General features: G+C 47.2%; 21 protein-coding genes. 11 read left to right on the forward strand and 10 right to left on the reverse strand.

The genetic code is table 11. The annotated features are described in order from the left end of the window. Window positions 1–187: 187 nt before the first annotated feature. Window positions 188–1,183: an LLM class flavin-dependent oxidoreductase gene (locus tag U1F02_RS06815; protein ID WP_409989624.1), complete on the reverse strand. Its 996-nt coding sequence runs from the start codon at window positions 1,181–1,183 to the stop codon at window positions 188–190. A 100-nt stretch (window positions 1,184–1,283) separates the two neighbouring features. Continuing rightward, window positions 1,284–1,658 carry a RidA family protein gene (locus tag U1F02_RS06820; protein WP_409989625.1) on the reverse strand — a complete coding sequence of 125 codons (375 nt, stop codon included), beginning with the start codon at window positions 1,656–1,658 and terminating at the stop codon, window positions 1,284–1,286. Window positions 1,659–1,722: 64 nt separating this feature from the next. Between U1F02_RS06820 and U1F02_RS06825 the strand changes: the two genes are divergently transcribed. From U1F02_RS06825 to U1F02_RS06835, 3 genes are all read left to right on the forward strand, one after another. Beyond that, window positions 1,723–2,739, forward strand: a complete 1,017-nt coding sequence (locus U1F02_RS06825) for a nucleoid-associated protein (protein WP_409989626.1) — start codon at window positions 1,723–1,725, stop codon at window positions 2,737–2,739. A 203-nt stretch (window positions 2,740–2,942) separates the two neighbouring features. Then, complete coding sequence (locus tag U1F02_RS06830) at window positions 2,943–4,967, forward strand: glycoside hydrolase family 97 protein (protein ID WP_409989627.1); 2,025 nt, start codon at window positions 2,943–2,945, stop codon at window positions 4,965–4,967. Window positions 4,968–5,135: 168 nt separating this feature from the next. After that, window positions 5,136–5,555 (forward strand): PRC-barrel domain-containing protein, encoded by a 420-nt coding sequence (locus U1F02_RS06835; RefSeq protein WP_409989628.1) that lies wholly within the window; start codon window positions 5,136–5,138, stop codon window positions 5,553–5,555. Window positions 5,556–5,677: 122 nt separating this feature from the next. Here U1F02_RS06835 and U1F02_RS06840 read toward each other — a convergent pair whose 3' ends face one another. From U1F02_RS06840 to U1F02_RS06850, 3 genes are read right to left on the reverse strand one after another with little or no spacing between them, the layout of a single operon-like run. Continuing rightward, complete coding sequence (locus U1F02_RS06840) at window positions 5,678–5,971, reverse strand: DUF5985 family protein (RefSeq protein ID WP_409989629.1); 294 nt, start codon at window positions 5,969–5,971, stop codon at window positions 5,678–5,680. A gap of 3 nt (window positions 5,972–5,974) precedes the next feature. Continuing rightward, window positions 5,975–6,229 (reverse strand): DUF5985 family protein, encoded by a 255-nt coding sequence (locus U1F02_RS06845; protein WP_409989630.1) that lies wholly within the window; start codon window positions 6,227–6,229, stop codon window positions 5,975–5,977. After that, the gene (locus U1F02_RS06850) at window positions 6,229–6,537 is read right to left on the reverse strand and encodes a hypothetical protein (RefSeq protein ID WP_409989631.1); all 309 of its coding nucleotides are present in this window, start codon (window positions 6,535–6,537) and stop codon (window positions 6,229–6,231) included. The genes U1F02_RS06845 and U1F02_RS06850 overlap by 1 nt, the downstream gene beginning before the upstream one ends. Window positions 6,538–6,977: 440 nt before the next feature. On the opposite strand from U1F02_RS06850, the gene U1F02_RS06855 reads away from it, so the two are divergent. Genes U1F02_RS06855 through U1F02_RS06865 form a run of 3 tightly spaced genes read left to right on the forward strand, consistent with a single transcriptional unit; the run spans window position 6,978 to window position 16,061 of the window. Beyond that, window positions 6,978–8,861: a diguanylate cyclase domain-containing protein gene (locus U1F02_RS06855; RefSeq protein WP_409989632.1), complete on the forward strand. Its 1,884-nt coding sequence runs from the start codon at window positions 6,978–6,980 to the stop codon at window positions 8,859–8,861. Window positions 8,862–8,896: 35 nt separating this feature from the next. Next, on the forward strand, window positions 8,897–15,199 hold the full coding sequence (locus U1F02_RS06860; RefSeq protein ID WP_409989633.1) for a HAMP domain-containing protein: 6,303 nt from the start codon (window positions 8,897–8,899) through the stop codon (window positions 15,197–15,199). Between the two features lie 34 nt (window positions 15,200–15,233). Beyond that, window positions 15,234–16,061, forward strand: coding sequence for a CheR family methyltransferase (locus U1F02_RS06865; RefSeq protein ID WP_409989634.1), 828 nt, complete (start codon window positions 15,234–15,236; stop codon window positions 16,059–16,061). A gap of 10 nt (window positions 16,062–16,071) precedes the next feature. Here U1F02_RS06865 and U1F02_RS06870 read toward each other — a convergent pair whose 3' ends face one another. Then, a complete protein-coding gene (locus tag U1F02_RS06870) occupies window positions 16,072–17,361 on the reverse strand; it encodes a CAP domain-containing protein (RefSeq protein WP_409989635.1) in 1,290 nt (429 codons plus the stop codon). A gap of 188 nt (window positions 17,362–17,549) precedes the next feature. Between U1F02_RS06870 and U1F02_RS06875 the strand changes: the two genes are divergently transcribed. Next, a complete protein-coding gene (locus U1F02_RS06875; protein WP_409989636.1) occupies window positions 17,550–17,876 on the forward strand; it encodes a four-helix bundle copper-binding protein in 327 nt (108 codons plus the stop codon). A gap of 92 nt (window positions 17,877–17,968) precedes the next feature. Here U1F02_RS06875 and U1F02_RS06880 read toward each other — a convergent pair whose 3' ends face one another. After that, complete coding sequence (locus U1F02_RS06880; protein WP_409989637.1) at window positions 17,969–18,265, reverse strand: hypothetical protein; 297 nt, start codon at window positions 18,263–18,265, stop codon at window positions 17,969–17,971. Window positions 18,266–18,415: 150 nt separating this feature from the next. Then, on the reverse strand, window positions 18,416–21,307 hold the full coding sequence (gcvP, locus tag U1F02_RS06885) for an aminomethyl-transferring glycine dehydrogenase (RefSeq protein ID WP_409989638.1): 2,892 nt from the start codon (window positions 21,305–21,307) through the stop codon (window positions 18,416–18,418). A gap of 359 nt (window positions 21,308–21,666) precedes the next feature. Between gcvP and U1F02_RS06890 the strand changes: the two genes are divergently transcribed. Beyond that, a complete protein-coding gene (locus U1F02_RS06890; RefSeq protein WP_409989639.1) occupies window positions 21,667–22,269 on the forward strand; it encodes a peroxiredoxin in 603 nt (200 codons plus the stop codon). Window positions 22,270–22,377: 108 nt separating this feature from the next. Next, window positions 22,378–23,076, forward strand: a complete 699-nt coding sequence (gene ung / locus U1F02_RS06895) for a uracil-DNA glycosylase (RefSeq protein ID WP_409989640.1) — start codon at window positions 22,378–22,380, stop codon at window positions 23,074–23,076. Between the two features lie 3 nt (window positions 23,077–23,079). Here the strand turns inward: ung and U1F02_RS06900 are convergent, their stop codons facing one another. Together U1F02_RS06900 and U1F02_RS06905 are read right to left on the reverse strand one after the other, a co-directional pair. Beyond that, complete coding sequence (locus U1F02_RS06900; protein WP_409989641.1) at window positions 23,080–23,916, reverse strand: HDOD domain-containing protein; 837 nt, start codon at window positions 23,914–23,916, stop codon at window positions 23,080–23,082. A gap of 63 nt (window positions 23,917–23,979) precedes the next feature. After that, window positions 23,980–24,999: a YgfZ/GcvT domain-containing protein gene (locus tag U1F02_RS06905; RefSeq protein ID WP_409989642.1), complete on the reverse strand. Its 1,020-nt coding sequence runs from the start codon at window positions 24,997–24,999 to the stop codon at window positions 23,980–23,982. Between the two features lie 188 nt (window positions 25,000–25,187). On the opposite strand from U1F02_RS06905, the gene U1F02_RS06910 reads away from it, so the two are divergent. Both U1F02_RS06910 and U1F02_RS06915 read left to right on the forward strand, forming a co-directional pair. Then, window positions 25,188–25,406 (forward strand): succinate dehydrogenase assembly factor 2, encoded by a 219-nt coding sequence (locus tag U1F02_RS06910; RefSeq protein ID WP_409989931.1) that lies wholly within the window; start codon window positions 25,188–25,190, stop codon window positions 25,404–25,406. Continuing rightward, window positions 25,363–25,872, forward strand: coding sequence for a protein YgfX (locus U1F02_RS06915; RefSeq protein WP_409989643.1), 510 nt, complete (start codon window positions 25,363–25,365; stop codon window positions 25,870–25,872). Before U1F02_RS06910 ends, U1F02_RS06915 begins: the two co-directional genes overlap by 44 nt. Window positions 25,873–25,899: the final 27 nt, after the last annotated feature.

Below are 25,899 nucleotides of genomic sequence, written 5' to 3' on the forward strand. Positions count from 1 at the left end.
GCAAAGCATTTTCGCAGAATAGGTGCGCTTAAATCATTTTACTGTTCGGCATCTAACCTATGCCGATCATAGGCTGTTTGGAGGGGATGAGTAAATCTGTCTCTTGGATTTAACTGGGTTAAATGATGCGGATTTGCGTTATATCAGTTTCAGATTTTCAGTTTCTTGCGCGAAACCGAGTCCTCTTTTAATTAGACGCCTTTATCGAAGCCAGTAATTCCAAAATATGGATACGCACGGCGGGATCATAAACATCCACCGTAAACATAAATTCGTTAATGCCCAATTCGCTCACCAAATTTTCCAGCTTTGCTTTTATTTGCGCAGGGGTTCCCACCGCCGCCAAACCTAAGAAATCTTTCACGTGAATTTCTTCCTCCAAGTTCCATAAACCATCCATAGTTTCAACGGGCGGCCTTAGCCACAAGGGTTGCCCGCGCAGCAGCGCCAAAATGCGTTGATGGCTGGTCGTGGATAAAAATTTTGCTTCGCGTTCGGATTCAGCAGCGATAACAGGCATGCCTAGCATCACATAGGGTTTTTCTAAGTTGGCTGAGGGTTGAAATTGGGTTTGATAAATACGCACAGCTTCGCGCATTAATCTGGGGGCAAAGTGCCCTGCGAATGCATAAGGTAAACCACGTTTTGCGGCGAGTTGCGCGCTAAACAAACTGGAACCTAATAGCCAGATAGGCACCTGAGTTCCTGCACCGGGAATAGCTTTTAAGTTTTGCCCTTGAACAGTGGGAGCCAGCAGTTGTTGCAATAAGTTTACTTCGGTAGGGAATTGATCTGCGGCAAGATTATCGCGGCGCAGTGCTCTGCTCGTAATCGGATCTGTACCGGGCGCACGCCCAAGCCCGAGATCAATTCGGTTGGGGTACAAACAGGCGAGGGTGCCAAATTGTTCTGCAATCACCAAGGGTGGATGATTTGGCAACATGATGCCGCCCGAGCCCACACGAATGGTTTTGGTTCCACCCGCGATATGACCGATCAACACCGCTGTCGCGGAGCTGGCGATTCCTTCCATGTTGTGGTGCTCCGCCAACCAAAATCGTTGGAAACCTAAACGCTCTGCGGCTTGCGCGTAACACAGCGAATTGGCCAAGGTTTCGCTAATGGTGCTGCCTTCGCGTACCGAGGCTAGTTCGAGTAGAGAAAACGGAATATTGGCTAACATGGTTGGGTCTCTCAAAAACAAGCGATCATCTCTTGGTTGGGATGATTAAAAGGCTTTTCAAGCGAACTCACACAATTCATGACATTTGCCATGAGTATTTTCACCATCTGGATTTGGCGACCGCTGCAACAAATGCAATTTCAACCAACATCTTAGGATCAAGTAATTGCGCCACCACGCAAGCGCGCGAGGGTGCGCTCCCTGTTGGTAACCACGCTTCCCACAAGGTATTAAAAGCGGGAGCATTTTTAGCATCCGTTAAATAAATGGTGGCAGACAATAATTTGGATTTATCGCTGCCGATTTCTGCAAGCGTTGTTTCGGTTTGTGCAAGAATTTGCGACGTTTGGCTGATTACATCTTGTTCAGTGTCAGCCGCCACTTCTACAAAATGCGCTATGCCGTTAAATAGCGTTGCATCTGACCAGCGCGGTGTAGGGCGTAAACGCTGAATGCTGTTGGGTTTAATATCCATAATAAATACCTGCGTGTTAAACTTTGGTTACTTCAATCATCTTACTACAATAAGACGCTTTTCTATGGCTTTAACTCGAATCATCGCCCACCGTATACAACGCTTGCAACCTACTCAATCCGCACAATTGCAATTACGCCAAGCTGCTTTTGATACCAATGGAAAATTGGAGGAGTTGGGCTACGAATTAAAAGTGAACTTTATTCGCAAAGGCGGAAAGTTTTACGGACGTTTTTCGCCAGAAACGATTGAATTTCCGTTTTCGTCTTGGTTAAAAGAGTTTCGCGAGGAACGCTTCAGTTTTGAAAGCTTTACGCATAAAGCGATGCAGCATTTTGCGCTGGAGTTAGAAAAATCTGAAACCATTTTGGACGCTTACGTATTTTTCGTCATTGAAAAAATTGAAGCAGGCGAGTTGCTCTACGTGTTTGTGGTTGAGCATAGTTATGCAATTTATTTGGATACGGAGCTTGCTGTTACGGATAGTTGTTTTTTAAATTCATCTCAACTCGGTTTGGCGGCGAAAGTCACTTTAAGCGATTGGGATGCGGGTGAATCGGCAACCTATTTAGCTATTTTACGTGAACGTGGAGAGAAAGAATTATCAGACGCCTTTACCCAATTTATTGGTTTTAGCGATAAGCACGATCTTAAAAGCGATACGGTTGAGTTCCTAAAAATCGTGGATAACTTTACCGAATCGTTGGACGAAACCACCGCGAAGTTAACGCGCAATAAAGTGGTGGATTATTGCCTTGAGCAAAATAAAGCGGGTAAGAGCGTGGTGATAAAAGATCTGTCCAATAGTTTGTCGGATGAACTGAAAACCTACGAGCCAGATCACTTTTCACGTTACGTGGAGTCAACGCAAGATCACATCAAAGCCGAGTTCATTCCCGATACCAGTCAGGTTCGCAGTTACGCTCGTATCAGCGGCCGCAATGATTCCATAAGCATGAGTTTCGATGCGGATTGCCTCGGTAACAATATCCTCTACGATGCGGCTACCGACAGCCTTACCATCAAGAACCTTCCCCCAGCGCTTAAAGCGCGATTACTCAAACATTTAAGCTCCCATTGAGCGTCGATTCGTTGAGGGGCAGGGCATTCGTGTCCTCCCCTTGACTAGCATCTTAATGCAATAAAGTGTTTTTTATATTTAGTTGGTATTTGTTTGTTGGTATCTATGGTTTAGTTATGTAATATATATCCTAATATTGGTGGGCTAAAAAGTAGAATAACCGCACCCAATTGGTCAAAACACAAACACATAGGAAAAACATAATGAAAAAACATCAGGTGCTCTCTGCGAGTCTCTTGGCGCTAGCCTTGTCTGCGCAAGCAGATACTTACTCGCTCAAGTCTCCCAACTCGCGCATTCAGGTGGATTTAAACAATGGTGGCCACGGGTTGACTTACAGTGTCAGTCTCGATGGAAAAGCCATCATCAGCGAATCTGCCTTAGGATTGATCGTGAACAACAGGCCGGTTGGGCACAGCGAAATGGAGTTCAAAGGTAAGGATGATGCATCCATCAACACCAGTTTCACTATGTTTGGCAGAACCAAAAATGTTGCCGACCATTACAACACCACAACGCTGAAATTCGCGGCCAAAGATGAGCGCAAACTCAATTTGAATCTGGTTGTGCGTGCCTATGACGATGGCGTCGCTATTCGCTACCAATTGCCGAATCAGGCTGGCCTTGAAAAGTTTACGATTCAAAATGAAATGACCCGCTTTTTATTCGCGGGTGATTACCAATGTTTTGGCTTTAACACCGGCAAGATGACGGGTAGCCACGAGGGTGAGTTTGATCCCATCAAGGCTTCTGCGATTCGTGCACACAATCTCTACGACAACCCGCTCGTGTGTAAAACCGGCGCTGGCCAAACCACCTTTGCTCTGGCTGAATCGGATATTCGCGATTACCCGGGCTCAGGTTTTACCGGTACGGGTGATGGCGCTCTCGGCGTAGAAACACGTTTGACCTATAGCTTCGATAATCTGAATGACGGTTCCAACTACGCGTCCGCCCGCGTAACCATGTCCGCAGATGGTTTCAAAACATCTTGGCGGGTGATTATGGTGGGAGACAATCCCGGCAAACTAACTGAATCCTCGCTGATCGCCGCTTTAGGCGAACCTACCAAAATGACCGATACCAGCTGGATAAAACCCGGTAAAACCGCGTGGGATTGGTGGAATGGTGATCAGGTTGTTTTGGGCAAAGGCGCAACAGCCACCAAGTCGGGCAAGAATACCGATACTTACAAAGCCTACATCGATTTCGCGGCGACACTCGGCCTTGAATACATTCTGATTGACGAAGGTTGGTACACCGGCTCTTCCGAAATGGCGAAACCCGGTTCAGATTTGTTGAAGCCAGTTCCCGCTATGGATATGCCAGCGATCATCAGTTACGCCAAAAGTAAAAACGTGGGCGTGTGGGTTTGGTTGCAGTGGAAACAATTGGATTGGCAAATGGAAGATGCCATAGCTGCTTATGAGAAGTGGGGCATTAAAGGTATTAAAGTCGATTTTATGGATCGCTCAGATCAAGACATGGTTGGCTATTATCACAAGCTGTTGAGCTTGACGGCTAAGCACCACATCATGGCTGATTTGCACGGCGCATATCCGCCCAATGGTTTGGTCAGAACCTATCCGCACTTTATGACCCAAGAAGGTGTGATGGGAGCGGAATACAACAAATGGAGCGCGCGCATAACCGCAACGCACAACGTGACCTTGCCATTTACGCGCATGATTCTTGGCCCCATTGATTACACGCCGGGTGGCTTCCGCCATGCAACGCCGCAAGAATACCCACAAGTGCGCCGCAATATTTTGCCTTATGTACAAACCACGCGCGGGCAAGCGGTTGCGATGTATGTTGTGTACGACAGTCCCTTCCAAATGTTGGCGGATTCGCCAATCACCTATTCAAAAACCGAAGGCCCTTGGCCGAAGCCGAAAAGTGATTGGGAAGATGGTTTGGAATTTATTAAAGATGTTCCAACCGTGTGGGATGAAACAAAAATCTTGCAAGGCGATATTGGCCAATACATTGTGAGCGCGCGCCGCAAAGGTAAGGATTGGTACATTGGTGCAATGACTAACGAAGCGGGAAGAACGCTCAATATTCCGCTCAGCTTTTTAGGTAAAGGCAATTACAAAGCGCAGGTTTTCCAAGATGGAAAAACCATTTCCACCCTAACAAAAACTGAGAGCACGCAAACCAGTGCAGATACAATCACCTTAACGCTCGCACCCTCGGGCGGCGCAGCGGTGGTGTTGAAAAAATAATGAGAGGTATTTTTGGAGCCGCCTTCGGGCGGCTTTTTTTTGCGCCATAAATGGTGATTTATGCACACTTGGATCAATGAAAATAACTTGCGTACGCAGACGCACAGAATAGTTAAATGTCACTTCTTACACTAGGTATCCTGAAGATTCTTATAGTGGGAGTACAAAATGAGTCACATTACCAGTGAAAACTACGCAGGCGCTGCCTATGAATACGCGGGCAATTACCACTGCGATCTCGTTGGCACTGACACCCTGATCGGGAAAGATGTCTACAACTACGACGATGAGCATGTGGGCGATGTTAAAGAAATTATTTTGAATAATTTTACGGGTGAGATCGCCTATGTGGTGCTCTCCTTTGGTGGGATTTTTGGAGTCGGCGAAAAATTATTTGCGGTACCCTGGAAGGCATTGACGTTAAATACTCGTAACGGAACTTTAATTCTGAACGAATGCAAAGAACGCTTGGAGCGTGCGCCAGGTTTTGACAAAAATTGCTGGCCTAATATGGAAGAAAAAAATTGGATTAATAAAATTCACACCTTTTACCAAACGCGTGTCTATAGCTTTGAGCAGGAATTTTAACTCTGGCGGGTATGGAACCTTAGTTCTGGAGTTAGGCAACAAGTGCTATTGAAACTGTGGCCGTTTGCGATTGTTAGGCTACATCTAGTATAGCGGCAGCTTGCACGCTGCCGGTTGCTTTATTACTTCGCTTTCTCTTTCCCTTTCTCTTTCTCATCTTGTTTAGTGCGTTTATTTTTTTCCAAAATGGCCAGTATGATAAATGCGTAAGTAATAAATCGAATCAGATAATATAGGGGAGATTCTTCACTTAAATTGAAGCATGTGACTAAAAAAATCCGGTTTTCAGCTTCTATTAGGAACGATAATGCAAAAAACAAAAAGAATCTGTCCTGCGTAGACTTCCAAAACCGTAAAAAGAACAAGCCCGCAATAAAGCTTGAAGTGGCAATTGCGCCAACTAACATTTCGTTCATAGATTACTCGTCAAATATTAAGCCGTACAATAATAAAATAAGCCCGGACAAGGCTATGCTAAGCCGGAAGTTCAAAAGGCTGTAATCTTCCACAAAAAATTTGTCGGCCACTACAAGCACATTGTTAATAGTAAAAAAAACAAAACACCAGCCCGCCCAGAGAAGCAACCTGTAGCGGCTTTTGAAGTAACCGCGTAGCAACAAAACAGCACACAGGAACGCGGTACCTGCACATAATCCGTAAATGAGCGCGTCCATTATTTATCCTCGTTGAATTTAAAAGCGTCGGCAAACAAATGAACCCGTTTGCCCTGGTGTGCTTTTGAATGGACCATATTCGTAACCTCAATCAGATTACTCGCATAAAAGTCCGCCAGCTCGGTAATCATTTGATTGAGTTCGGCGCGTTTTGGGGCATATACGAAATGTTCGCGCTCTTGGGGGTGTTGCTTGCAAATTCCAATCTTCGCTAAATCCTTGAGCATTTTTTCCGCGGCGTCTTCTGCTACGTATAGACGTTTGGCCATAGCAGTAATATCCCAGGTTTCTTGGGGAAATTGATTCATTAGCAGTATGGCTTCCAGATGCGGTATAGACTCAATGGAGTGAATAAAGCGACGGAGCTCAGCGGATATTTTTGGCAATTTTTTTAACCGGGTAACCTAAGCTGTAGTGTTTGCGCCCCGGAAATGCAGTTCGCTGAGATAGCGAAGCAGCTGTGCTTATTGTGTAAAGTTTATTTCCCAAGTACGCATCTTAAGTATATAGCCGCCATTTGTTCAGCTTATGTGCGCTGCCGAACAGAGCCTGTGCTACCGCTGTGAACAAACTTATCTGCCCTGAGTTCTGTCGGCGCTTAAATATTTTTTTGCGCTGCGAGCCCAATAAAAGTAAGCGATTCAGTTTTATTTAGGCCAGTAGGTTAAGGCCGTCTCCGTTCGCGCGGCTCGAGCTCATCCTTCATTTTTCAGGATGAATATATAAAATTTTTAAGGGTTCACACTGCATGTATTCCGAGGAATCACTGCCTAAGGTTCTTATTGTCAATGATGACGCTTCAACACTCCTCGCATTAGCGGGTATGCTGGAAGATCCTGATCATCCTAAATACGAAGTCTTCACTGTTCAGTCGGGTGAAGAAGCGTTGCGCAAAGTATTGAAACACAACTTCGCGGTCATTTTGCTCGATATAAGTATGCCCACCATGGATGGATTTGAAACTGCTGAAGCCATTCACGCTCATCCACGTTCTGCCTCGGTGCCCATTATTTTCGTAACGGCCTATTACGGCGATGAATTTAATCGTCTTAAAGGTTATCAAAGTGGGGCAGCCGATTATTTATTTGCTCCGCTCATTCCAAAGATTGTGCAGTCCAAAGTGGCGGTATTTGTAGAGCTGGCGCAAAAAAATATTGAGCTGGAACGAAAAACCGTTGAGTTGGAAGCCATTAACGTGAATTTGCGTATTCAGCGCATGCAGGATTTAGAACGCGTTAACCTTGCGCTTAAAACCGAAGTGCAAGAGCGCCGTATTGCAGAGCAGCGCGCCACTGAGCTTGCCACGCGCGATACCTTAACCGGACTATTCAATCGGCGCTCATTGTTGGAGCGTTTAAAACATTCCATTGTTCAAGCTGCGCGCCGTGAAGAAGGTTTGGCGTTAATGTTTCTGGATTTGGATAAATTTAAAGAAATTAACGATACCCTTGGGCACGAGGCTGGTGATGATCTCTTAAAGCAAGTGGCCAATCATTTAACCGGCGCTGTACGCGAATCGGATTTGGTTGCTCGGCTCGGTGGGGATGAGTTTGTAATTTTGCTCGAAGGTTTTCCCGACACCGCTGATGTTATGAAGGTTGCCAAAAAAATTGTGAATGCTCATGCAGAGCCTTTGACTATTGGAAGCCAGAAAGTAAAAACATCTACTACTATCGGCATTAGTTTTTATCCGCAAGATGGCAAAACGGCTGAAGAGCTGCTTAAAAATGCAGACGTGGCTATGTATCACGCCAAACAGAGACAACGTGGTTCTATCCAATTTTTTCATGAAGAGCTCAACGCAACCGAACGTTTGCGCAATGAATTTGAACAAGAAGTGACATTGGCTATTCAAACCGGACAATTCGAACTTTTTTACCAACCTACCATTGAAGTTGCCACGGGAAAAATCGCGCGGCTAGAAGCCTTGTTGTATTGGCATCATCCCCGCCACGGATTGCTCGCCCCAGAGAATTTTTTGGGGCGTGTTTCACAAAGTGCACAGGCTCCTCATGTTTGCAACTGGGTGGTAAGCGCTGCATGTAAACAAATCCAACAGTGGAAATCCGGAGCGCTTCCCTTTGACTTACCGGTTGCAGTTAATTTGGATATTGCTCATCTTCAGCCTGATTTTTTTAGCGGTATTGTGCAGTCCTTACAAGATTGTGCGGTGGCATCGTCCTGTTTGCAGTTTGAGATTTGCGAATCGGCTGTGGTGAGTGATTTAGCGCGGGCAGCGGCCGTGTTTCGCGAGTTGCGTGACGGTGGTGTCCATATTGTGTTGGATGCTTTCGGCTCAGATCTTTGTTCACCACTTGCACTAAATTCGCTGCCTATATCGGCGGTAAAAATTGATCCGCGCAGAATTCCGGTGCAGGAAAAACAAAGAAATTTTTTACCCACACAAAAAACGTTTCCTGATGATACCACTCTGGTTTCTGCGCTGGTTGCCTTGGCGCGTGCGTTTGGTTTGCGAGTGGTCGTGGAAGGTGTAGAAACACAAAAACATTTGGATGCTGTGAAAGAAATTGGTTGCGATGAATACCAAGGCAATTTTTATAGCGAACCTTTACCCGCTAAAAAACTGGAACAGCATTTAAAACTGTTTACTGCAATGAGCTGTTCTGCTTAATCAAAAAAATAAATTCGGTTGGTCGGGAGCTATTTATGGATACTACCCTTGAGCTTGATAGCGAACTTGATAGCAAGGTTTTGTTGCAAGTACTCACTGCTTTAAGGAAGGGTGATTTTTCTGCACGTATGCCCGCAAATCTTACGGGCATGGCCGGCAAAATTGCGGACACGCTGAATGAAATTATTGAATCCAATGAACTCTTATCCCACGGCATTACCGATGTAAGCCGCGTAGTAGGGCGCGAAGGTCGCCTTACGCAACGCGCTGTAATTCCCTCCATGGTGGGCGGTTGGGCGACCATCGTAAAATCGGTGAATACACTCATCGATGACCTTGTTCGCCCCACGACCGAAATGGCGCGTGTAATCGGTGCCGTGGCAAAAGGCGATCTTTCGCAAACCATGGAGTTGGATGTGGATGGTCGCCCTTTGAAAGGCCAGTTTTTACGCGCTGCGTCTACCGCGAATACCATGGTGGAACAGCTCTCTTCATTTGCATCCGAAGTAACCCGTGTAGCGCGTGAAGTAGGTACCGAAGGTAAGCTCGGCGGTCAGGCAAACGTGCCGGGCGTAGCGGGTACATGGAAGGATTTGACCGACTCGGTGAACTCCATGGCCGGTAACCTCACCTCGCAAGTGCGGAACATTGCTGATGTAACAACCGCCGTAGCCAACGGCGACCTCTCCAAAAAAATCACCGTGGACGTACGCGGCGAAATCCTCCAGCTCAAAGACACCATCAACACCATGGTGGATCAGTTGCGGTCGTTTGCATCAGAAGTAACCCGTGTGGCGCGTGAGGTGGGCACCGAAGGTAAGCTTGGCGGCCAAGCCTATGTGCCGGGCGTGGGTGGTACCTGGAAAGACCTTACAGATAACGTGAACTTCATGGCCTCGAACTTGACGGGGCAGGTGCGCAACATTGCCGAGGTAACCACGGCGGTGGCGAACGGCGATCTCTCCAAAAAAATCACCGTGGATGTAAAAGGGGAAATTCTCCAACTTAAAGACACCATCAACGTGATGGTAGATCAGCTGTCGTCATTCGCGTCAGAAGTAACGCGCGTGGCGCGTGAGGTGGGTACTGAAGGTAAGCTCGGCGGGCAGGCGCAAGTAAAAGGCGTTGCGGGGACTTGGAAGGACTTGACCGACTCGGTGAACTCCATGGCTGGGAACTTAACCGGGCAGGTGCGTAACATCGCTGAGGTAACCACGGCGGTGGCGAATGGAGACCTCTCCAAAAAAATCACCGTGGACGTAAAAGGTGAAATTTTCGAATTGAAAAACACCATCAACGTGATGGTGGATCAGCTCAACTCCTTCGCGTCCGAAGTAACCCGCGTGGCGCGGGAAGTGGGTACGGAAGGGAAGTTGGGTGGACAAGCCAACGTACTTGGCGTTGCGGGAACCTGGAAAGACCTCACCGATTCGGTGAACTCTATGGCCGGCAACTTGACCGGCCAAGTGCGTAACATTGCGGAAGTAACCACCGCCGTGGCAAACGGCGACCTCTCCAAAAAAATCACCGTAGACGTAAAAGGTGAAATTCTCGAGCTCAAAAACACCATCAACATCATGGTGGATCAGCTCAATTCCTTTGCATCGGAAGTAACGCGGGTGGCAAGGGAAGTGGGTACGGAAGGTAAGCTCGGCGGCCAGGCGCAGGTGCGCGGCGTGGGCGGAACCTGGAAGGACTTGACGGATAACGTGAACTTTATGGCATCCAACCTTACGGGTCAGGTGCGGAACATCGCCGAGGTAACCACGGCGGTAGCGCGAGGCGATCTCTCCAAAAAAATCACCGTAGATGTAAAAGGCGAAATTCTGGAGCTCAAAGATACGATCAACGTGATGGTGGATCAGCTTTCGTCATTCGCATCGGAAGTGACTCGCGTGGCGAGGGAAGTAGGTACGGAAGGAAAGCTCGGCGGCCAAGCAAACGTACTCGGTGTTGCAGGAACCTGGAAAGACCTCACCGACTCGGTGAACTCCATGGCCGGTAACCTCACAGCGCAGGTGCGGAACATTGCAGATGTGACCACGGCGGTGGCGAATGGCGACCTCTCTAAAAAAATCACCGTGGACGTAAAAGGCGAAATTCTTGAACTCAAAAACACCATTAACATCATGGTAGATCAGCTCAACTCCTTCGCGTCAGAAGTAACCCGTGTGGCGAGGGAAGTGGGTACCGAAGGTAAGCTCGGTGGCCAAGCGCAGGTAAAAGGTGTGGGCGGAACTTGGAAAGACCTTACCGACAACGTGAACTTCATGGCATCCAACCTGACGGGGCAGGTGCGTAACATCGCCGACGTAACCACCGCGGTGGCAAAGGGCGATTTGTCCCGCAAGATTACGGCGGATGCGAAGGGCGAAATTCTCGAATTGAAAGACACCATCAACGTGATGGTGGATCAGCTCTCCTCGTTTGCGTCGGAAGTAACCCGTGTGGCGCGTGAGGTGGGTACCGAAGGTAAGCTCGGCGGACAAGCGAACGTATCGGGTGTGGCAGGCACCTGGAAGGATTTGACCGACTCGGTGAACTCCATGGCCGGCAACCTCACGTCGCAAGTGCGTAACATCGCTGATGTAACCACGGCGGTGGCGAACGGCGATTTGTCCAAGAAAATTTCGGCGGACGCGAAGGGCGAAATTCTCCAACTCAAAGACACGATCAATACGATGGTGGATCAATTGCGTTCGTTCGCGTCGGAAGTAACGCGGGTGGCAAGAGAGGTGGGTACCGAAGGTCGTCTCGGTGGACAGGCGAACGTACCGGGTGCGTCGGGCACGTGGAAAGACCTTACCGATAACGTGAACTTCATGGCATCCAACCTGACTGGTCAGGTACGTAATATCGCCGCGGTAACTACGGCGGTAGCGCGTGGTGACCTCTCCAAAAAAATCACCGTGGACGTAAAAGGCGAAATCCTCGAATTGAAAAATACCATCAACGTGATGGTAGATCAGCTCTCGTCATTCGCATCGGAAGTAACGCGTGTGGCGAGAGAAGTGGGTACCGAAGGTAAGCTCGGCGGCCAAGCACAAGTAGAAGGCGCGGCGGGTACTTGGAAAGACCTTACCGATAACGTGAACTTTATGGCCGCGAACTTGACCGCACAGGTGCGTGGTATTGCGGGCGTGGTAACGGCAGTAGCCAACGGCGATTTGAAAAAGAAATTAACCGTGGCGGCACAAGGTGAAATTGCCGCACTCGCGAACACAATTAACGAAATGACCGACACGCTCGCCGTGTTTGCAGACCAAGCGACCACAGTAGCGCGTGAAGTGGGTGTGGAAGGTAAACTCGGTGGGCAGGCAAGCGTGCCGGGTGCATCGGGCACGTGGAAAGATCTGACCGAAAACGTAAACCAACTTGCCGCAAATTTATCAACACAAGTGCGTGCAATTGCGGAAGTAGCAACGGCGGTTACACGCGGCGACTTATCGCGTTCTATTCAGGTGGAAGCGCGTGGCGAAGTATCGGATTTGAAAGACAACATCAACGAGATGATTCGCAACCTCAAAGAAACCACGCAGAAAAACGCGCAGCAAGACTGGCTCAAAACCAACCTCGCGCGCTTCACACGGATTCTGCAAGGTCAGCGTGATTTAGAAACCGTAACCTCGTTAATTCTTTCGGAATTGGCGCCTCTTGTTAGCGCGCATCACGGCGTGTTCTACATGATGGATGGCCGCAACAAAGATTCGCGCCTACGCATGATTGCGAGTTACGGTTACCGACTCAATCGCAAATTGCCAACGTCATTTTTGCCGGGCGAAGGATTGGTAGGGCAGTGCGCCTTGGAAAAAAATCGCATTTGGCTGACTGATGTTCCAACCGACTATATTCAAGTGTCCTCAGGTCTCGGCTCAGCGGCGCCAAACAATATTGTAGTCTTACCCATTTTGTTTGAGCAGGAAGTTAAAGCCGTTATTGAAATTGCTTCGCTCGATCGCTTTACCGAAACGCACTTGTCATTCCTCGATCAACTCATGGAATCTATAGGTGTGGTGTTGAATACCATTGAAGCAACAAGCCGCACTGAAAGCTTACTCGCACAATCACAATCACTCGCGCAAGAGTTGCAACAAACTAACCAGGAGCTAGCGGAAAAAGCACGCTTGCTGTCTGAGCAAAATATTGAAGTTGAACGAAAAAATACGGAGGTAGAGCAAGCCAAATTGGCGCTGGAAGAAAAAGCCAGTCAGCTCGCGCTTTCATCCAAATACAAATCAGAATTTTTGGCGAACATGTCGCACGAGTTGCGTACACCGCTGAATAGTTTGCTGATTCTTGCACAGCAATTAAGTGATAACCCGAGTGGAAACCTGTCGGACAAGCAAGTGGAGTTTGCGAAAACTATTCACGGTTCCGGTAGCGATTTATTAACGCTGATTAATGACATTCTCGATCTTTCTAAAATCGAATCAGGTACGGTTACATTGGAAATCAGCGAATACCGGTTCCAAGCTATTCGCAGTTATGTGGAGCGGACTTTCCGCCATATGGCGGAAGCCAAGCAACTGGATTTCCAAATTGAATTGGCCGAATCACTTCCACCTGCAATGATGACCGACACCACGCGGTTGCAACAAATTTTGAAAAACCTGTTGTCCAATGCGTTTAAATTTACCTCACGCGGAAGTGTTACTTTACGCATAGGTTTAATTAGTTCAGGTTGGACGGTGGATCACCCAGCCTTATCACAGGCTGACGCTGTGCTTGCGTTCACCGTCAGCGATTCTGGCGTGGGTATTCCCAGCGATAAGCTGCAATTAATTTTTGAAGCCTTTCAGCAAGCAGACGGTAGTACGGCTCGTCGTTACGGCGGTACAGGCCTGGGCTTGTCAATTAGTCGTGAACTCGCTCGCTTATTGGGTGGTGAAATTAAAGTGGAAAGTGAAGTGGATGTAGGCAGTACATTTACGTTATTCCTGCCTTATCACCGCGCCAATAACAAAAGCGACACTTTGTTGCAATCTGACACTTTGTATATGCCCGCATTGCCGCCCAATGTTATTTACACTCGCCCAACTAATAGCGAAAGTATTTTAGATGCGGAATACATAAACATAACCAAACATCTAGCAAACACGAGTTCGGAAAACTTTGATGATCGCGCCTTAATTACTCAAGGTGACCCGGCAGTGCTTATCGTTGAAGACAATTGTGAGCGTGCGAAAATGTTGCTGAACGCGGCGCGTGAACAAAACTTCAAAGGCATAGTCACAAGCTCGGGCGATGCTGTGCTCACTCTGGCGCGTGATTATTCTCCCTCCGCCATTTTGCTTGGCTCAAAAATGGATGATGCAGAGGGCTATGTCATTTTAGAGCGATTGAAACGCGACCCTGCAACGCGCCATATTCCCGTGCATGTAATTTCAAAATTACCGGCAGATGAAGCAGCGGCGCAAGATCAGGAACGTGAACATAGTTTGAAATTGGGCGCAATTTCGCATTTGGCGGAGCCTGTTACACCCGAATCACTGCACAGCGAACTTGAGCGCATACAGCGGTACTTGGTGCACGGAAAACGCAAGTTGTTGGTAATCGAGGATGATGAAGTTCAACGCAATAATATTATCGAGCTAATTGGTACAGAGGATATTCAAATTGAGGCTGTAGCAACGGGTAGTGATGCGCTCATGGTTTTATCCGAGAATTGGTTTGATTGCGTTGTGCTCGATTTAAGCTTGCCGGACATGAGTGGCTTCGATGTGCTGGAGACAATGAGCAAAAGCGAAAACATGCGTGAAATTCCTGTGGTGGTCTATACAGCAAAAGACCTAAGCCGCAAAGAAATCACCAAGTTAAAACGTATTGCAAAAACGGTTGTTGTAAAAGACGCGCGTTCACCGGAGCGATTGCTGAATGAAACCTCGCTGTTTTTGCATCGCGCCCACGCCAGCATGTCTGAGCAGCAACGCAAAATGATCGACGAAATGCAGGCAGCCGATGGCGGATTAAGTGGCCGCAGCGTTCTTATTGTGGACGATGACTTGCGCAATATATTCGCGTTGAGTTCTGTGCTTGAACGCCAAAACATGAAAGTATCTTTTGCAGAAAACGGCCGCGATGGTATTGAGGTTTTGGAAAAAGATCCATCCATCGAAATTGTGTTAATGGATATTATGATGCCGGAGATGGATGGCTACGACACCATGCGGGCGATTCGGAAAATTCCACGCTTTAAAACCTTGCCGATCATTACGTTAACCGCAAAGGCTATGAAAGGCGATAAAGATAAATGTATTGCTGCGGGTGCATCGGATTACATTACCAAACCGGTAGATGTTGCACAGTTACTGTCGCTTATGCGCGTTTGGTTGCACTAATTTTGAAAGTGCGGGAGCGCAATAGGGAAGGATTATGAGTCATTCACAATCGCTGGAAGATATTGAAGTAGCACTCTTATTAGAGGCAATCTACCAACGCTTTGGTGATGATTTTCGCGGCTATCAAAAGGACGTGGTGCGACGCAAGCTGCATGCATTTATGTTAGTGCACAATATTTCCACCATATCGTCATTGCAGGATTGCGTGTTACATGATTCAACCTTTATCGCCCCGCTACTGTGCGCACTGGATGCGCATCCGGCGGGTTTGTTTGACCATCCAAAACATATTCGCGAATTACGTAAAGTATTAATTCCATGGTTGCGTTCTTGCCCTGCACCAAAGATTTGGATTGCTGAATGCGCAACAGCTGAAGATGTGTACACAATAGCAATTCTCTTGATGGAAGAGGGCATTTATCATAAGACGCAAATATTTGCGACGGGTGCCAACCCCTTGTTGTTGAGCGGAGCTCGCGAAGCAAAATTTCCGCGCGAAAAGCTGCCTCAGTACGAAGAAAATTACCTGCGGGCAGGCGGTACAGAATCCCTGGAAAATTATTACACCATTGTTCGCGGTGAACCTGTGTTTCGCTCGGAACTGAACCGCAATATCACATGGGCGCAATATAATTTAGGCACGGACTCATCCTTCAATGAGTTCGAGTTAATTGTGTGTCGCGGTGGCCTGACAGATTACGCATCAAAACTTCGTCGGCGTGCGTTACAAGTATTTTACGACAGCCTTCCTGTATTCGGCATCTTGAGTGTTGCCAATTCAGATTACACGGATTTACTGCCGTTAATTTCGCGCTTTACTACGCTATCATCCAGGCACGGTCTTTATCGTAAATTAGGCTAATGGTGTTGAGTTACCAAGTTACGACGCTGGCGCTGCTGCCGGTTTTTAAAACGTCCAATTTTAAATTCGCATCCATGATTTGAATCCGGTAATTGAGGGTGGAACCTAAAGACGCCCCATCTATAACTAGATCGTAAATACCATTCGCCAAAGGAATCGCGTAAGCGCCGCTTGCGTAAACGGGGTAGGATTTTCCATTGATTGAAATGGTAACTCGATCAAGTCCTTCTCCTACATCGTAAAATTTGTTGCTGTTTTTATCATCGTAAACAACGCCGGTTAAATAGAAATTTACACCGGAGCGCGCAAAGTTTTCCGTGAGCATGGACGATAAATAAATCTGGTTGTTGTAGGTGAAGTCTCCCTGTTTTTGGCCCACGCCGATTTCACGGAAGTTACCGTTCAGTATATTAAGTCTGTGGCCGGGTGATTTGAATAAACCTTCATGATGCTGCAGCGCATACTGGGTTAGATTGATCGAACTGCCAGTAGTACCAGACCATGCAATATTTTCACCGCTGCTCCAGCTGCCAGAGAAAATATAACCGGCTGCCATCATGCGCTCCGTGGGCGTGCTACCTGCAATGCCAGTGTGAGAAAAGATATCTGTGTCTAACATCCATTGCGAATGCTTGCGCGCAGAATCGATCAAAAACAAATTATGTGCAAGCGGCTGCTTTTTATCTGTGCTAATGACTGTTTCAGTTATTCCGTCGTTGAGTCCAATGCCGTAACGAGTTGCCTCAGCGGTTGGATCAAAACGTGCGCGGTTGATAAGTTCTACTACCAAAGTCTCTTGCGGTGTTGGCTGACGAGCACCGCTTTCAGCAGTGGGTGTTGCGTTGACTTCCGCGCTAGCTGCGCTTTCATCGGTATTCTTCACTGCCGTTACTACAAAATAGTAAGTTTTATTATTTTGCAAACCGCTGATGATATAAGGCGAAGTCACATTTTTAACCGAAGCACCATTTTGAAATGTGCTTATGTTTTTAAACATAATGTTAGGTTCGGTTGCGTAATAAATATTGTAAGCGGTGGCGCCTGACACTGAATTCCAGCTTAAATTGACGGATGCATCAGCGGCGATGGCAACAGGGTTTTGCGGGGCGTTTAGCGGTGTAATAGACGCCTGTGATGATTGTGATTGCAGCGAGCTGCTTTGAATGCTGCTGGTGCTGGAACTGGTTGCACTAAAACTGGGCGAGTTATTGCTTCCATTCCCGCCGGCTCCGCTTCCACCACCGCCGCACGCTGTAAGCATTGAAATACTTAGAACAATGAAATAGTAAAAAGCTTTCATAATCTGCACCTGTCTAATCCGGTCTCGGGCTAGGTTATAAGTTGGCCTTTCTATTATCTGTGCGCAATTTAGCTTAATTATAAGGTGATACCGAATTCCGGCAAATTATTGGGCTAAGCGTTCTTGCTAACATACCGATTCAATTCAATTAACTATGATGCACGTCTACCCATACCGGAGGATTGCATATGGTTACTAACGAACATTCCAACTGCCTTGAAAACTGTACGCGTTGCCATCAGGTTTGCTTAAAAACAGCCATGACTCATTGCCTGAATATGGGCGGTGAGCACGTAGCACCTGATCACTTTAAGTTAATGATGGATTGCGCAAAAATTTGCGCAACGTCTGCCGTATTTCAATTAGGTGGGTCGCAATTCTCGGCACAGATATGTGCGGTATGCGCGAAAATATGCGAGGCCTGTGCGCGAAGCTGTGAGCAAGTAGGCGATATGGAAGAATGCGTTGCCGCGTGTAAACAATGTGCTGAGAGTTGCGCCGCTATGGCGGCCTGATCTACTAAGTGTTTAGGCGCAATGTGTAAGAAAAAAGCCAACGAAATTTTGGGTTTCGTTGGCTTTTTCTGCGTTTAGAAGTGGATTAAAAATTACGACTTGGACTTAAGAGCGTCCAGTTGCTCCAGAAACAGTTTTTGGTTTGCAAGAAAGGTTTCTTGGTTGGCCAGAAATATTTCCTGATTTGCCAAAAAGCGTTGTTGGTTGATTAAGATTAATTTTAATTGACCAATTGCACCACTCACCAAACCCAAAGTACCTAAAGCGATTGCCAAAGTGGAGCTACCTAATAAAGAAGCTATAGTTGCAATAACCAACATAGTCCAAAAGCAAATGTTGAAGCCTTTGTACTGGCTCTCTAAATCAATTTTTACTAATTCTTTAAACATTTAATTGCTCCCATTTTTAGGTTTCGTTTGGCATCCGATAATGGATACCTGTTTTTATTAAAAAATGAATCACTAAGTTGTAGACAATAAACTAAAAAGACTCAAAGTTATACTACTTGCGCATTATTGCAGCGCAAGTATGTGGTGTTGCTATTCAACATAGTTTTCAACGCTTGGGCATGAGCATACGAGATTGCGGTCACCATAGACGTTATCAATACGATTCACGCTCGGCCATACCTTGTGGTTTTTCAACCAAGCTGCAGGGCGGCTTGCGGTTTCGCGCGAATAAGCGCGGTTCCAGTTTTCGTCGAGCACGTCATCTTGTGTGTGTGGAGCATTGTGCAAGGCACTGGCTTCTGCTGTTACTTCGCCGCTAACCACTTGCGCGATCTCTTTGCGAATGATCTGCATGGCTTCAATGAACTTATCCAATTCCACTTTTGATTCAGATTCTGTTGGCTCAATCATCAAAGTGCCCGCCACCGGGAATGACATTGTGGGTGCGTGGAAACCGAAATCCATTAAGCGCTTGGCGATATCTTCTTCGCTAATGCCGCTGGCTTCTTTAAGTGGGCGTAAATCCAGCAAGCATTCGTGCGCGACAAAACCATTAGTACCTTTGTACAAAATCGGGTAGGCATCTTCCAATTTTTTCGCGACATAATTTGCGTTGAGCATTGCGTATTCAGTTGCCTGACGCATACCCACCGCGCCCATCATTTTGATGTACATCCAGCTGATAGGCAAAATACTCGCAGAACCCCAAGGCGCGGCAGAAATAGTGCCGTTGCTTGGATTTGTACCGGGAACGCTTTGTACATTGTGGCCCGCAAGGAACGGAGCCAAGTGTTTGCCCACACCAATGGGACCCATACCGGGGCCGCCGCCGCCATGTGGAATACAGAAAGTTTTATGCAGGTTGAGGTGCGATACATCGCCACCAAATTTACCCGGTGCTGCAACGCCAACTAACGCGTTCATGTTTGCGCCGTCGATATAAACCTGAGCACCTACCGCATGTACCATATCGCACAACTGTGTAATACCTTCTTCAAACACACCATGTGTAGAAGGGTAAGTCACCATGATGCACGCGATTTGTTCGCCGTGAGTTTCGATTTTTTCTGCAAGGTCATTGAGGTCTACGTTACCGTTGTTATCGCAAGCAACGACAACCACTTTAAAGCTCACCATTTGCGCAGATGCTGGGTTAGTACCGTGAGCAGAGGATGGAATTAAACAAATGTCGCGATTCTCGCCTTTGCTTTCAAAATATTTTTTGATAGCGACGAGGCCGGCGTATTCACCTTGCGAACCTGCGTTAGGCTGCAAACTAATTGCATCGTAACCGGTACAGGCTTTTAACATCTCCTGCAATTCTTCAAACAACTGGCTATATCCTTGTGCTTGATCGATGGGTGCGAAAGGATGAAGTTTACCGAATTCCGACCAGGTTACAGGGATCATCTCAGCTGTCGCATTTAATTTCATGGTGCAAGAGCCGAGCGGAATCATCGCGTTATTTAACGCAATATCTTTGGATTCCAAACGCTTCAAGTAGCGCAGCATTTCGGTTTCGCTATGGAAACTATTGAATACGGGGTGAGTTAACACTGCATCTGTGCGCAACAATTCTTGTGGAATTGCTTTGTTGGTGACAGAAAGCACGTCATCAATGCTTGCAAGATCAACATCGGTAATGCCAAACACAGACAACAATTGTGCAACATCTTCAAGGCTGCTGGTTTCGTTCAGGCTAATGCCGATTGCATCAGTGCCAACCAATCGCACATTAATTTCTGTAGCGAGTGCTGCTTGGTTAATCTCCGCTTGCTTATCGCCAACGTTGATAGTGATGGTGTCAAAGTAAGTGGCGTTCGTTAATGCAAAACCTTTTTGTTGCAATGCGGTTGCTGCAATTGCGGTTAAACGGTGAATGCGGTTGGCGATGCGTTTTAATCCGTCGGGACCGTGGTAAATCGCATAGAACACGCTCATCACGGCGAGCAAAACTTGCGAAGTACAAATGTTGGAGTTGGCTTTCTCGCGGCGAATATGTTGTTCGCGCGTTTGCATTGCCATACGCAATGCTTGTTTGCCGCGTGCATCAATGGATACACCAATAATACGGCCGGGAGCAGAGCGTTTGTAGGCATCGCGGAAGGCGAAGAAACCAGCGTGTGGGCCGCCAAAGCCCATTGGTACACCAAAGCGTTGGCTCGTGCCGACCACTACGTCCGCCCCCATTGCACCGGGTGATTTCAAGAGCATCAATGCCATTGGGTCTGTAGCCACAGTCACCAAGGCATTATTTTTATGCGCAGCTTCGATGAGCGATGTTAAATCGCGTACCGCACCACTTGAGCCAGGGTATTGCAGCAACGCACCGAAGTAATCGCCAGTTGCGACTTCATCCACAGGCGCAACATGCACCTCAAAACCGAAATGTTCAGCACGGGTTTTTACTACGGCGATGGTTTGTGGGTGGGTATCGGCATCCACAAAAAATACGTCAGATTTGCTCTTCTTGTTTTGGCGCTTACACATGGCCATGGCTTCGGCCGCAGCGGTGCCTTCATCCAACACAGAAGCGTTCGCCATTTCCATGCCGGTCAGGTCGATGATCATTTGCTGGTAGTTCAGCAGAGCTTCCAAACGACCCTGCGCAATTTCAGGTTGATAGGGTGTGTAAGCGGTGTACCAGCCTGGGTTTTCCAACACATTGCGCAGAACAACGAGCGGAACATGGGTGTCGTGATAACCCATGCCGATGTAACTTTTGAATATCTTGTTTTTGCTAGCGATGTCTTTCAGCTGCGCCAAGGCATTGGCTTCACTCACTGCTGCACCCAAGTTGAGTTCGCCTTTCAGGCGGATGTTGTCCGGCACGGTTTTATCAATCAATTCCTTCACTGAGCTTAAGCCCAAAGTCGCTAACATGGCGGCTGTCTGTTGGGTGTTGGGGCCAATGTGGCGAGCGACGAACTCGTCTTGGTTAGCCAAATGAGTGAGCGAAGCTGAGCGAAAATCAACTGACATAGATGTTCTCTGTAAAGGAAAAATAAAGGTAAGGCGGGAAAGCGCAGCAGAATTCAAAAAGAGTCCGGCTTGCTTAAAAAGGCGGCTATGGTATCAATTTTGGGGTGTTTTGGGCAATCGAAGCGCGAATGAAGCCAAGGCTTAACCAAGGGTGGCGCGCAAAGTTATTCGGTTAGAGCTCATAGTTTTTGGCTGTTAACAGTCATATAAAAAATTAATGGGACACTCAAAAATGCCTGTGTATGATAGCTGGGCACTATTGATAAATCTTAAGCGATCAAATTTCACATATTCTTAATATGTTGGGTTTAATGTTTAAGGCTAATCATAACTTTCAGTTGAACTATAGGAGATATGTCATGGGCGTATTAGTAGGTAAAAAAGCACCCACTTTCACTGCAGCAGCAGTACTGGGTAATGGTGAAATTGTTGAAGATTTCAGCTTTGAAGCGGCCACTAAAGGTAAAAAGGCGGTAGTTTTCTTCTATCCGTTGGACTTTACTTTTGTATGCCCTTCAGAGTTGTTGGCGTTTGACCACCGCGTTGAAGAGTTCAAAAAGCGTAATGTAGAAGTGATTGGTGTTTCTATCGACTCTCACTTTACCCACAATGCGTGGCGGAATACTCCAATCGACCAAGGTGGTATTGGTCAAGTGAAATACACTTTGGTTGCCGATATCAATCATGCGATTGCAAAAGCCTACGACGTAGAATCAGAAGGTGGTGTTGCTTTCCGTGGTACTTTCGTAATTGATGAAGATGGCGTAGTGCGTTCTCAAATCGTAAACGACTTGCCAATCGGCCGTAACATTGACGACACTCTGCGTACTATTGACGCGCTTATTTTCCATCAACAACACGGCGAAGTGTGTCCAGCAGGTTGGAAAGAAGGTGATGCAGGTATGGACGCTTCTCCAGCAGGCGTTGCTAAATACTTGGCTGAACACGGCGACAAGCTTTAATTCTGTATACGAATTGAGCACGAGAAACCCGGTAGCGATACCGGGTTTTTTTATGTTCTTTAGTTTTTATCTGTGTAAAATCCACAAAATTTTATTGGATAGCACGCTATGAGTTCCGCTAAAAAACCAATCGATTTACATCCCAGCTGGCTTGCGCATTTAGAACCTGAATTTGAGTTGCCCTACATGCAGCACCTCAAACAATTTTTAGTGGCGGAGAAGAAAGCCGGGAAGGTAATTTATCCGGAATCCAAAAACATTTTTAACGCCTTCAATTCAACACCGCTTGAAGATGTGAAGGTTGTTATCTTGGGGCAAGACCCTTACCACGGCCCACATCAAGCCCATGGTTTATGTTTTTCAGTATTGCCCGGTGTTGCAACGCCGCCTTCCTTGCAAAACATATACAAAGAAATTCAGCGCGATTTTCATTACCCCATTCCCAAACACGGTTTTTTACAAAACTGGGCTGATCAAGGTGTGTTTTTGTTAAACGCGACGCTCACGGTTGAACAAGGCCGAGCAGGTTCGCATCAGGGGCAGGGGTGGGAGCAATTTACCGATCGTGCAATTCAAACTGTGAATGCGCAGCGTGAAGGCGTTGTGTTTTTATTGTGGGGAAGTTACGCGCAAAAGAAAGGGCAGTTTATTGATGGTCGTAAACATTTAATTTTGCGAGCGCCGCATCCGTCGCCCTTGTCGGCACACCGTGGGTTTATTGGTTGTGGGCATTTTTCGCAGACAAATAACTATCTAAAAGATCACGGGCAAAAGCCGATTGAGTGGCGATTGCCCGAAGTGGTGTGAGTGTTAAAGCAGCAAAGACATTGCTGCTTCCATGTCGGCAGACAAGTCTTCAGATTCTGCGATTTGAATGTCTGGGTCTAGTCCTAAACGCTCAAATGCCGTGACTTTTGTACAGTCAACTTGCGCCATGGGAGAATTGGAACCCGCATAGCTTTGCAACATGGCGACGGTCACAATATCGGCATAATCTGCTTTGGGAATTTTGCGTTGGAAATCCATGTGCTGGGATGGAATGTGCGAGAGTTCTTCAGGAAAACCCCATGTGCGCAAAATCAGATCGCCGATGGGGGCATGCAGCTCGTCAATTACTTTATCCAGCGTGAGGCTGTCATTGAGCAAGAAGGGATGATCTTCCGCATAAGTCAGAATCGGCAGTACACCAATCTTGTGGATTAATCCTGCCAGCGTGGCTTGGTCCGGGCGCAGCTTGGTGTAGTGGCGGCACAATACATGGCTAATGCCTGCCACTTCGCTTGAGCGGCTCCATACTTCGCGCATGCGCATATCAATTAAATCAGAGGTTGCCTGAAACATTTGCTCCATGGCCAAGCCCGTGGCTATGTTGCATGTGTAGGAAATGCCCAAGCGCATAAGCGCTGTTTTCAAGTCTTCAATTGCGCGGGATGCGCGCAGCAAGGGGCTGTTAGCAACGCGAATGATGCGCGCACTTAGCGCTGCATCACCACCTATGACACCCGCTAGTTTTTCGATATCCGAGTTGGGGTCATCTGCCACTTCGCGCACTTTAAGCGCAACTTCGGGAAGGGTGGGTAATACGAGCTGGTCGGTTTTGATTGCAGTAATAATGTCCTGGCGAACGCGCTCGGCAATTTGACTCATGGGCTACCTACTTGTATTGGATTAATAAGTGCTCAAAAGGGCGTACCCGGTTTGAGCGGCGGATCAATCCGCCTCATTCGAAGTAGGTATAGCATAAGGCAGGGAAAGTAGACTGAGTTTTTGCGGGTTATTTGGGACTAGTAGAGAGTCTCGCTCGTCATCCACGACACTGGCCAGAAGTTCGCCCTTACCGGTCGACGCCCAAGCGGCCAGAACAACATCGCCAATAGCTTTACCTTCAGTGTTTAACAGTTCACTGCCCGCAACAGGCAGTTGGTTGCTTTCAAAACCAAAGCGGTACATGTGGCGTTTGAGTGTGCCGCGGTAATGCAAGCGTGCCACAATCTCTTGGCCGGTGTAACAACCTTTACGGAAGTTAATGCCGTTTACCAGTTGGAAATTAATGGTTTGCGGTGTAAAGGCTTCGTAGGTTTCAGGTGTGATATCGCCCAAGCCGGCGCGAATATTGAGCAGGTTCCAATGGTTCTGGTTTGCTGGAATCGCTTTCTCGCTGATTAAGTTCCAAAGACGTTCTGCTTCTGTCGCGATCACCCAACACTCGTAACGATTTTCGTCTAGTCGAATGATAAGGTTTTCTCCGGCTGCTTCCCAATCCTCGTTATTGGGAATATTCCAACCAAAAGCCTGTTCGATAATCTGTGTTGCGTTTGGCCCTGCGACACCCAAACAGCGATAGGCCTCACTTTGGTCTGCGAGTTTCGCCTTGGAAAAAACAATATATTTCCCCAAGCTGGCTAAACCTTTATCAACCAAACCTGCGCCCACACGGAGCAAAATCCGCTCTGCATCCGTTTGCAGAGCGCGGAAGCACAAAAGCATGCGCCCCTTGGGATTACATTGCGCACCCAAGCGAGTAGTTTTCGTTGATAGTTCGCGTACATCGCAGGTCACTTGGCCCTGCAGGAACTTAGCGCTATCGGGCCCTTTAATTTCAATCAAACCTTGCGCGAGCGGGATCAGATAAGTCTGCTCAGGCGAAAAGTCAGTGATGGGAAAAACAACCTTGCCATCGGCAGTTGCCTTTGCACCTTTGGCCGCTAAAAATGCATTCCAATCCAACATGATAAACACTCAATAAGCCTAAAATTGGAGCTAGTGTATCCCAAATCCACTTCAGTAAAAATTGCGTAAAACGACTTGGGTAAAGCGTGTCTGCGCCAAAAGCTTTTCAGGTATAATCGCTGCTTTGATGTTTGTGAAAGGTGTAGTCGGTGGAAAAAAATCGTTTATTTTGGGGCAGCCGCCGCGGCATGCTCGAGTTGGACTTGGTGCTTATGCCATTTCTCGAAAATGTTTATCCCACCCTTGAGCAAGCGGATAAAGAGCTCTATTGGAAATTGTTGGAATGTGAAGATCAGGATATGTTTGCGTGGTTTTTACGCCGCGAAGACCCGGATGATAAAGATTTGAAAAGGATTGTCACCATTGTCAGAAACAACACAGGGCTCCAGCCCGGCGAGCGCGCTTAGCTCCGCTGAATCAAAAAAATCTGGCGTCGATTTGGCGCCATTTTTCATCGCTCCTTCCATTATGTTATGGCGTTTGGAGCTCGCTATTTACAGCGGGTTTTTGTGCGCTGCGTCCGTCGCACTTTTTCCTTTTTTCTTGAGCGCATATTACTGGCCAATCGTGTGGTTGGTATTTTGTGGTTTTATTGCGTTTGAGTTGCGTAAAGCTTGGCGAGCAACACATGCAGCGCGCATAGAATTGAGTATTCAGAAAAATGTGTGGCGATTAAAAACAGCAGACAGAGAATGTGTAGTGGAACCTTTCGACGAAATTTTGCTTTGGCCTGCGGTAATTATTTTGCCGCTGGGGGAAATTGATAGCAGGAAAAAACACCGCATTGTGATTTTGCAAGATTCGGTGAAAAAAGATGATTGGCGGCGTTTGCGGGTTTGGTTGAAAACTGCTTTTAAAAATCATACTAATTGAGTGTCATCTTCGCGCTTGAGGATGACA

Source organism: Cellvibrio sp., from assembly GCF_046347455.1.
Taxonomy (GTDB): domain Bacteria; phylum Pseudomonadota; class Gammaproteobacteria; order Pseudomonadales; family Cellvibrionaceae; genus Cellvibrio.

Bases quoted from the DNA above. Each gene is read 5' to 3' on its own strand.
- U1F02_RS06815 (WP_409989624.1), bottom strand. From the start codon at position 1,183: ATGTTAGCCAATATTCCGTTTTCTCTACTCGAACTAGCCTCGGTACGC.
- U1F02_RS06860 (WP_409989633.1), top strand. From the start codon at position 8,897: ATGGATACTACCCTTGAGCTTGATAGCGAACTTGATAGCAAGGTTTTG.
- U1F02_RS06880 (WP_409989637.1), bottom strand. From the start codon at position 18,265: ATGTTTAAAGAATTAGTAAAAATTGATTTAGAGAGCCAGTACAAAGGC.
- U1F02_RS06825 (WP_409989626.1), top strand. From the start codon at position 1,723: ATGGCTTTAACTCGAATCATCGCCCACCGTATACAACGCTTGCAACCT.
- U1F02_RS06910 (WP_409989931.1), top strand. From the start codon at position 25,188: ATGCTCGAGTTGGACTTGGTGCTTATGCCATTTCTCGAAAATGTTTAT.
- U1F02_RS06870 (WP_409989635.1), bottom strand. From the start codon at position 17,361: ATGAAAGCTTTTTACTATTTCATTGTTCTAAGTATTTCAATGCTTACA.
- U1F02_RS06865 (WP_409989634.1), top strand. From the start codon at position 15,234: ATGAGTCATTCACAATCGCTGGAAGATATTGAAGTAGCACTCTTATTA.
- U1F02_RS06845 (WP_409989630.1), bottom strand. From the start codon at position 6,229: ATGGACGCGCTCATTTACGGATTATGTGCAGGTACCGCGTTCCTGTGT.
- U1F02_RS06890 (WP_409989639.1), top strand. From the start codon at position 21,667: ATGGGCGTATTAGTAGGTAAAAAAGCACCCACTTTCACTGCAGCAGCA.
- U1F02_RS06850 (WP_409989631.1), bottom strand. From the start codon at position 6,537: ATGAATCAATTTCCCCAAGAAACCTGGGATATTACTGCTATGGCCAAA.
- ung (WP_409989640.1), top strand. From the start codon at position 22,378: ATGAGTTCCGCTAAAAAACCAATCGATTTACATCCCAGCTGGCTTGCG.
- U1F02_RS06900 (WP_409989641.1), bottom strand. From the start codon at position 23,916: ATGAGTCAAATTGCCGAGCGCGTTCGCCAGGACATTATTACTGCAATC.
- U1F02_RS06840 (WP_409989629.1), bottom strand. From the start codon at position 5,971: ATGAACGAAATGTTAGTTGGCGCAATTGCCACTTCAAGCTTTATTGCG.
- U1F02_RS06820 (WP_409989625.1), bottom strand. From the start codon at position 1,658: ATGGATATTAAACCCAACAGCATTCAGCGTTTACGCCCTACACCGCGC.
- gcvP (WP_409989638.1), bottom strand. From the start codon at position 21,307: ATGTCAGTTGATTTTCGCTCAGCTTCGCTCACTCATTTGGCTAACCAA.
- U1F02_RS06830 (WP_409989627.1), top strand. From the start codon at position 2,943: ATGAAAAAACATCAGGTGCTCTCTGCGAGTCTCTTGGCGCTAGCCTTG.
- U1F02_RS06905 (WP_409989642.1), bottom strand. From the start codon at position 24,999: ATGTTGGATTGGAATGCATTTTTAGCGGCCAAAGGTGCAAAGGCAACT.
- U1F02_RS06875 (WP_409989636.1), top strand. From the start codon at position 17,550: ATGGTTACTAACGAACATTCCAACTGCCTTGAAAACTGTACGCGTTGC.
- U1F02_RS06855 (WP_409989632.1), top strand. From the start codon at position 6,978: ATGTATTCCGAGGAATCACTGCCTAAGGTTCTTATTGTCAATGATGAC.
- U1F02_RS06835 (WP_409989628.1), top strand. From the start codon at position 5,136: ATGAGTCACATTACCAGTGAAAACTACGCAGGCGCTGCCTATGAATAC.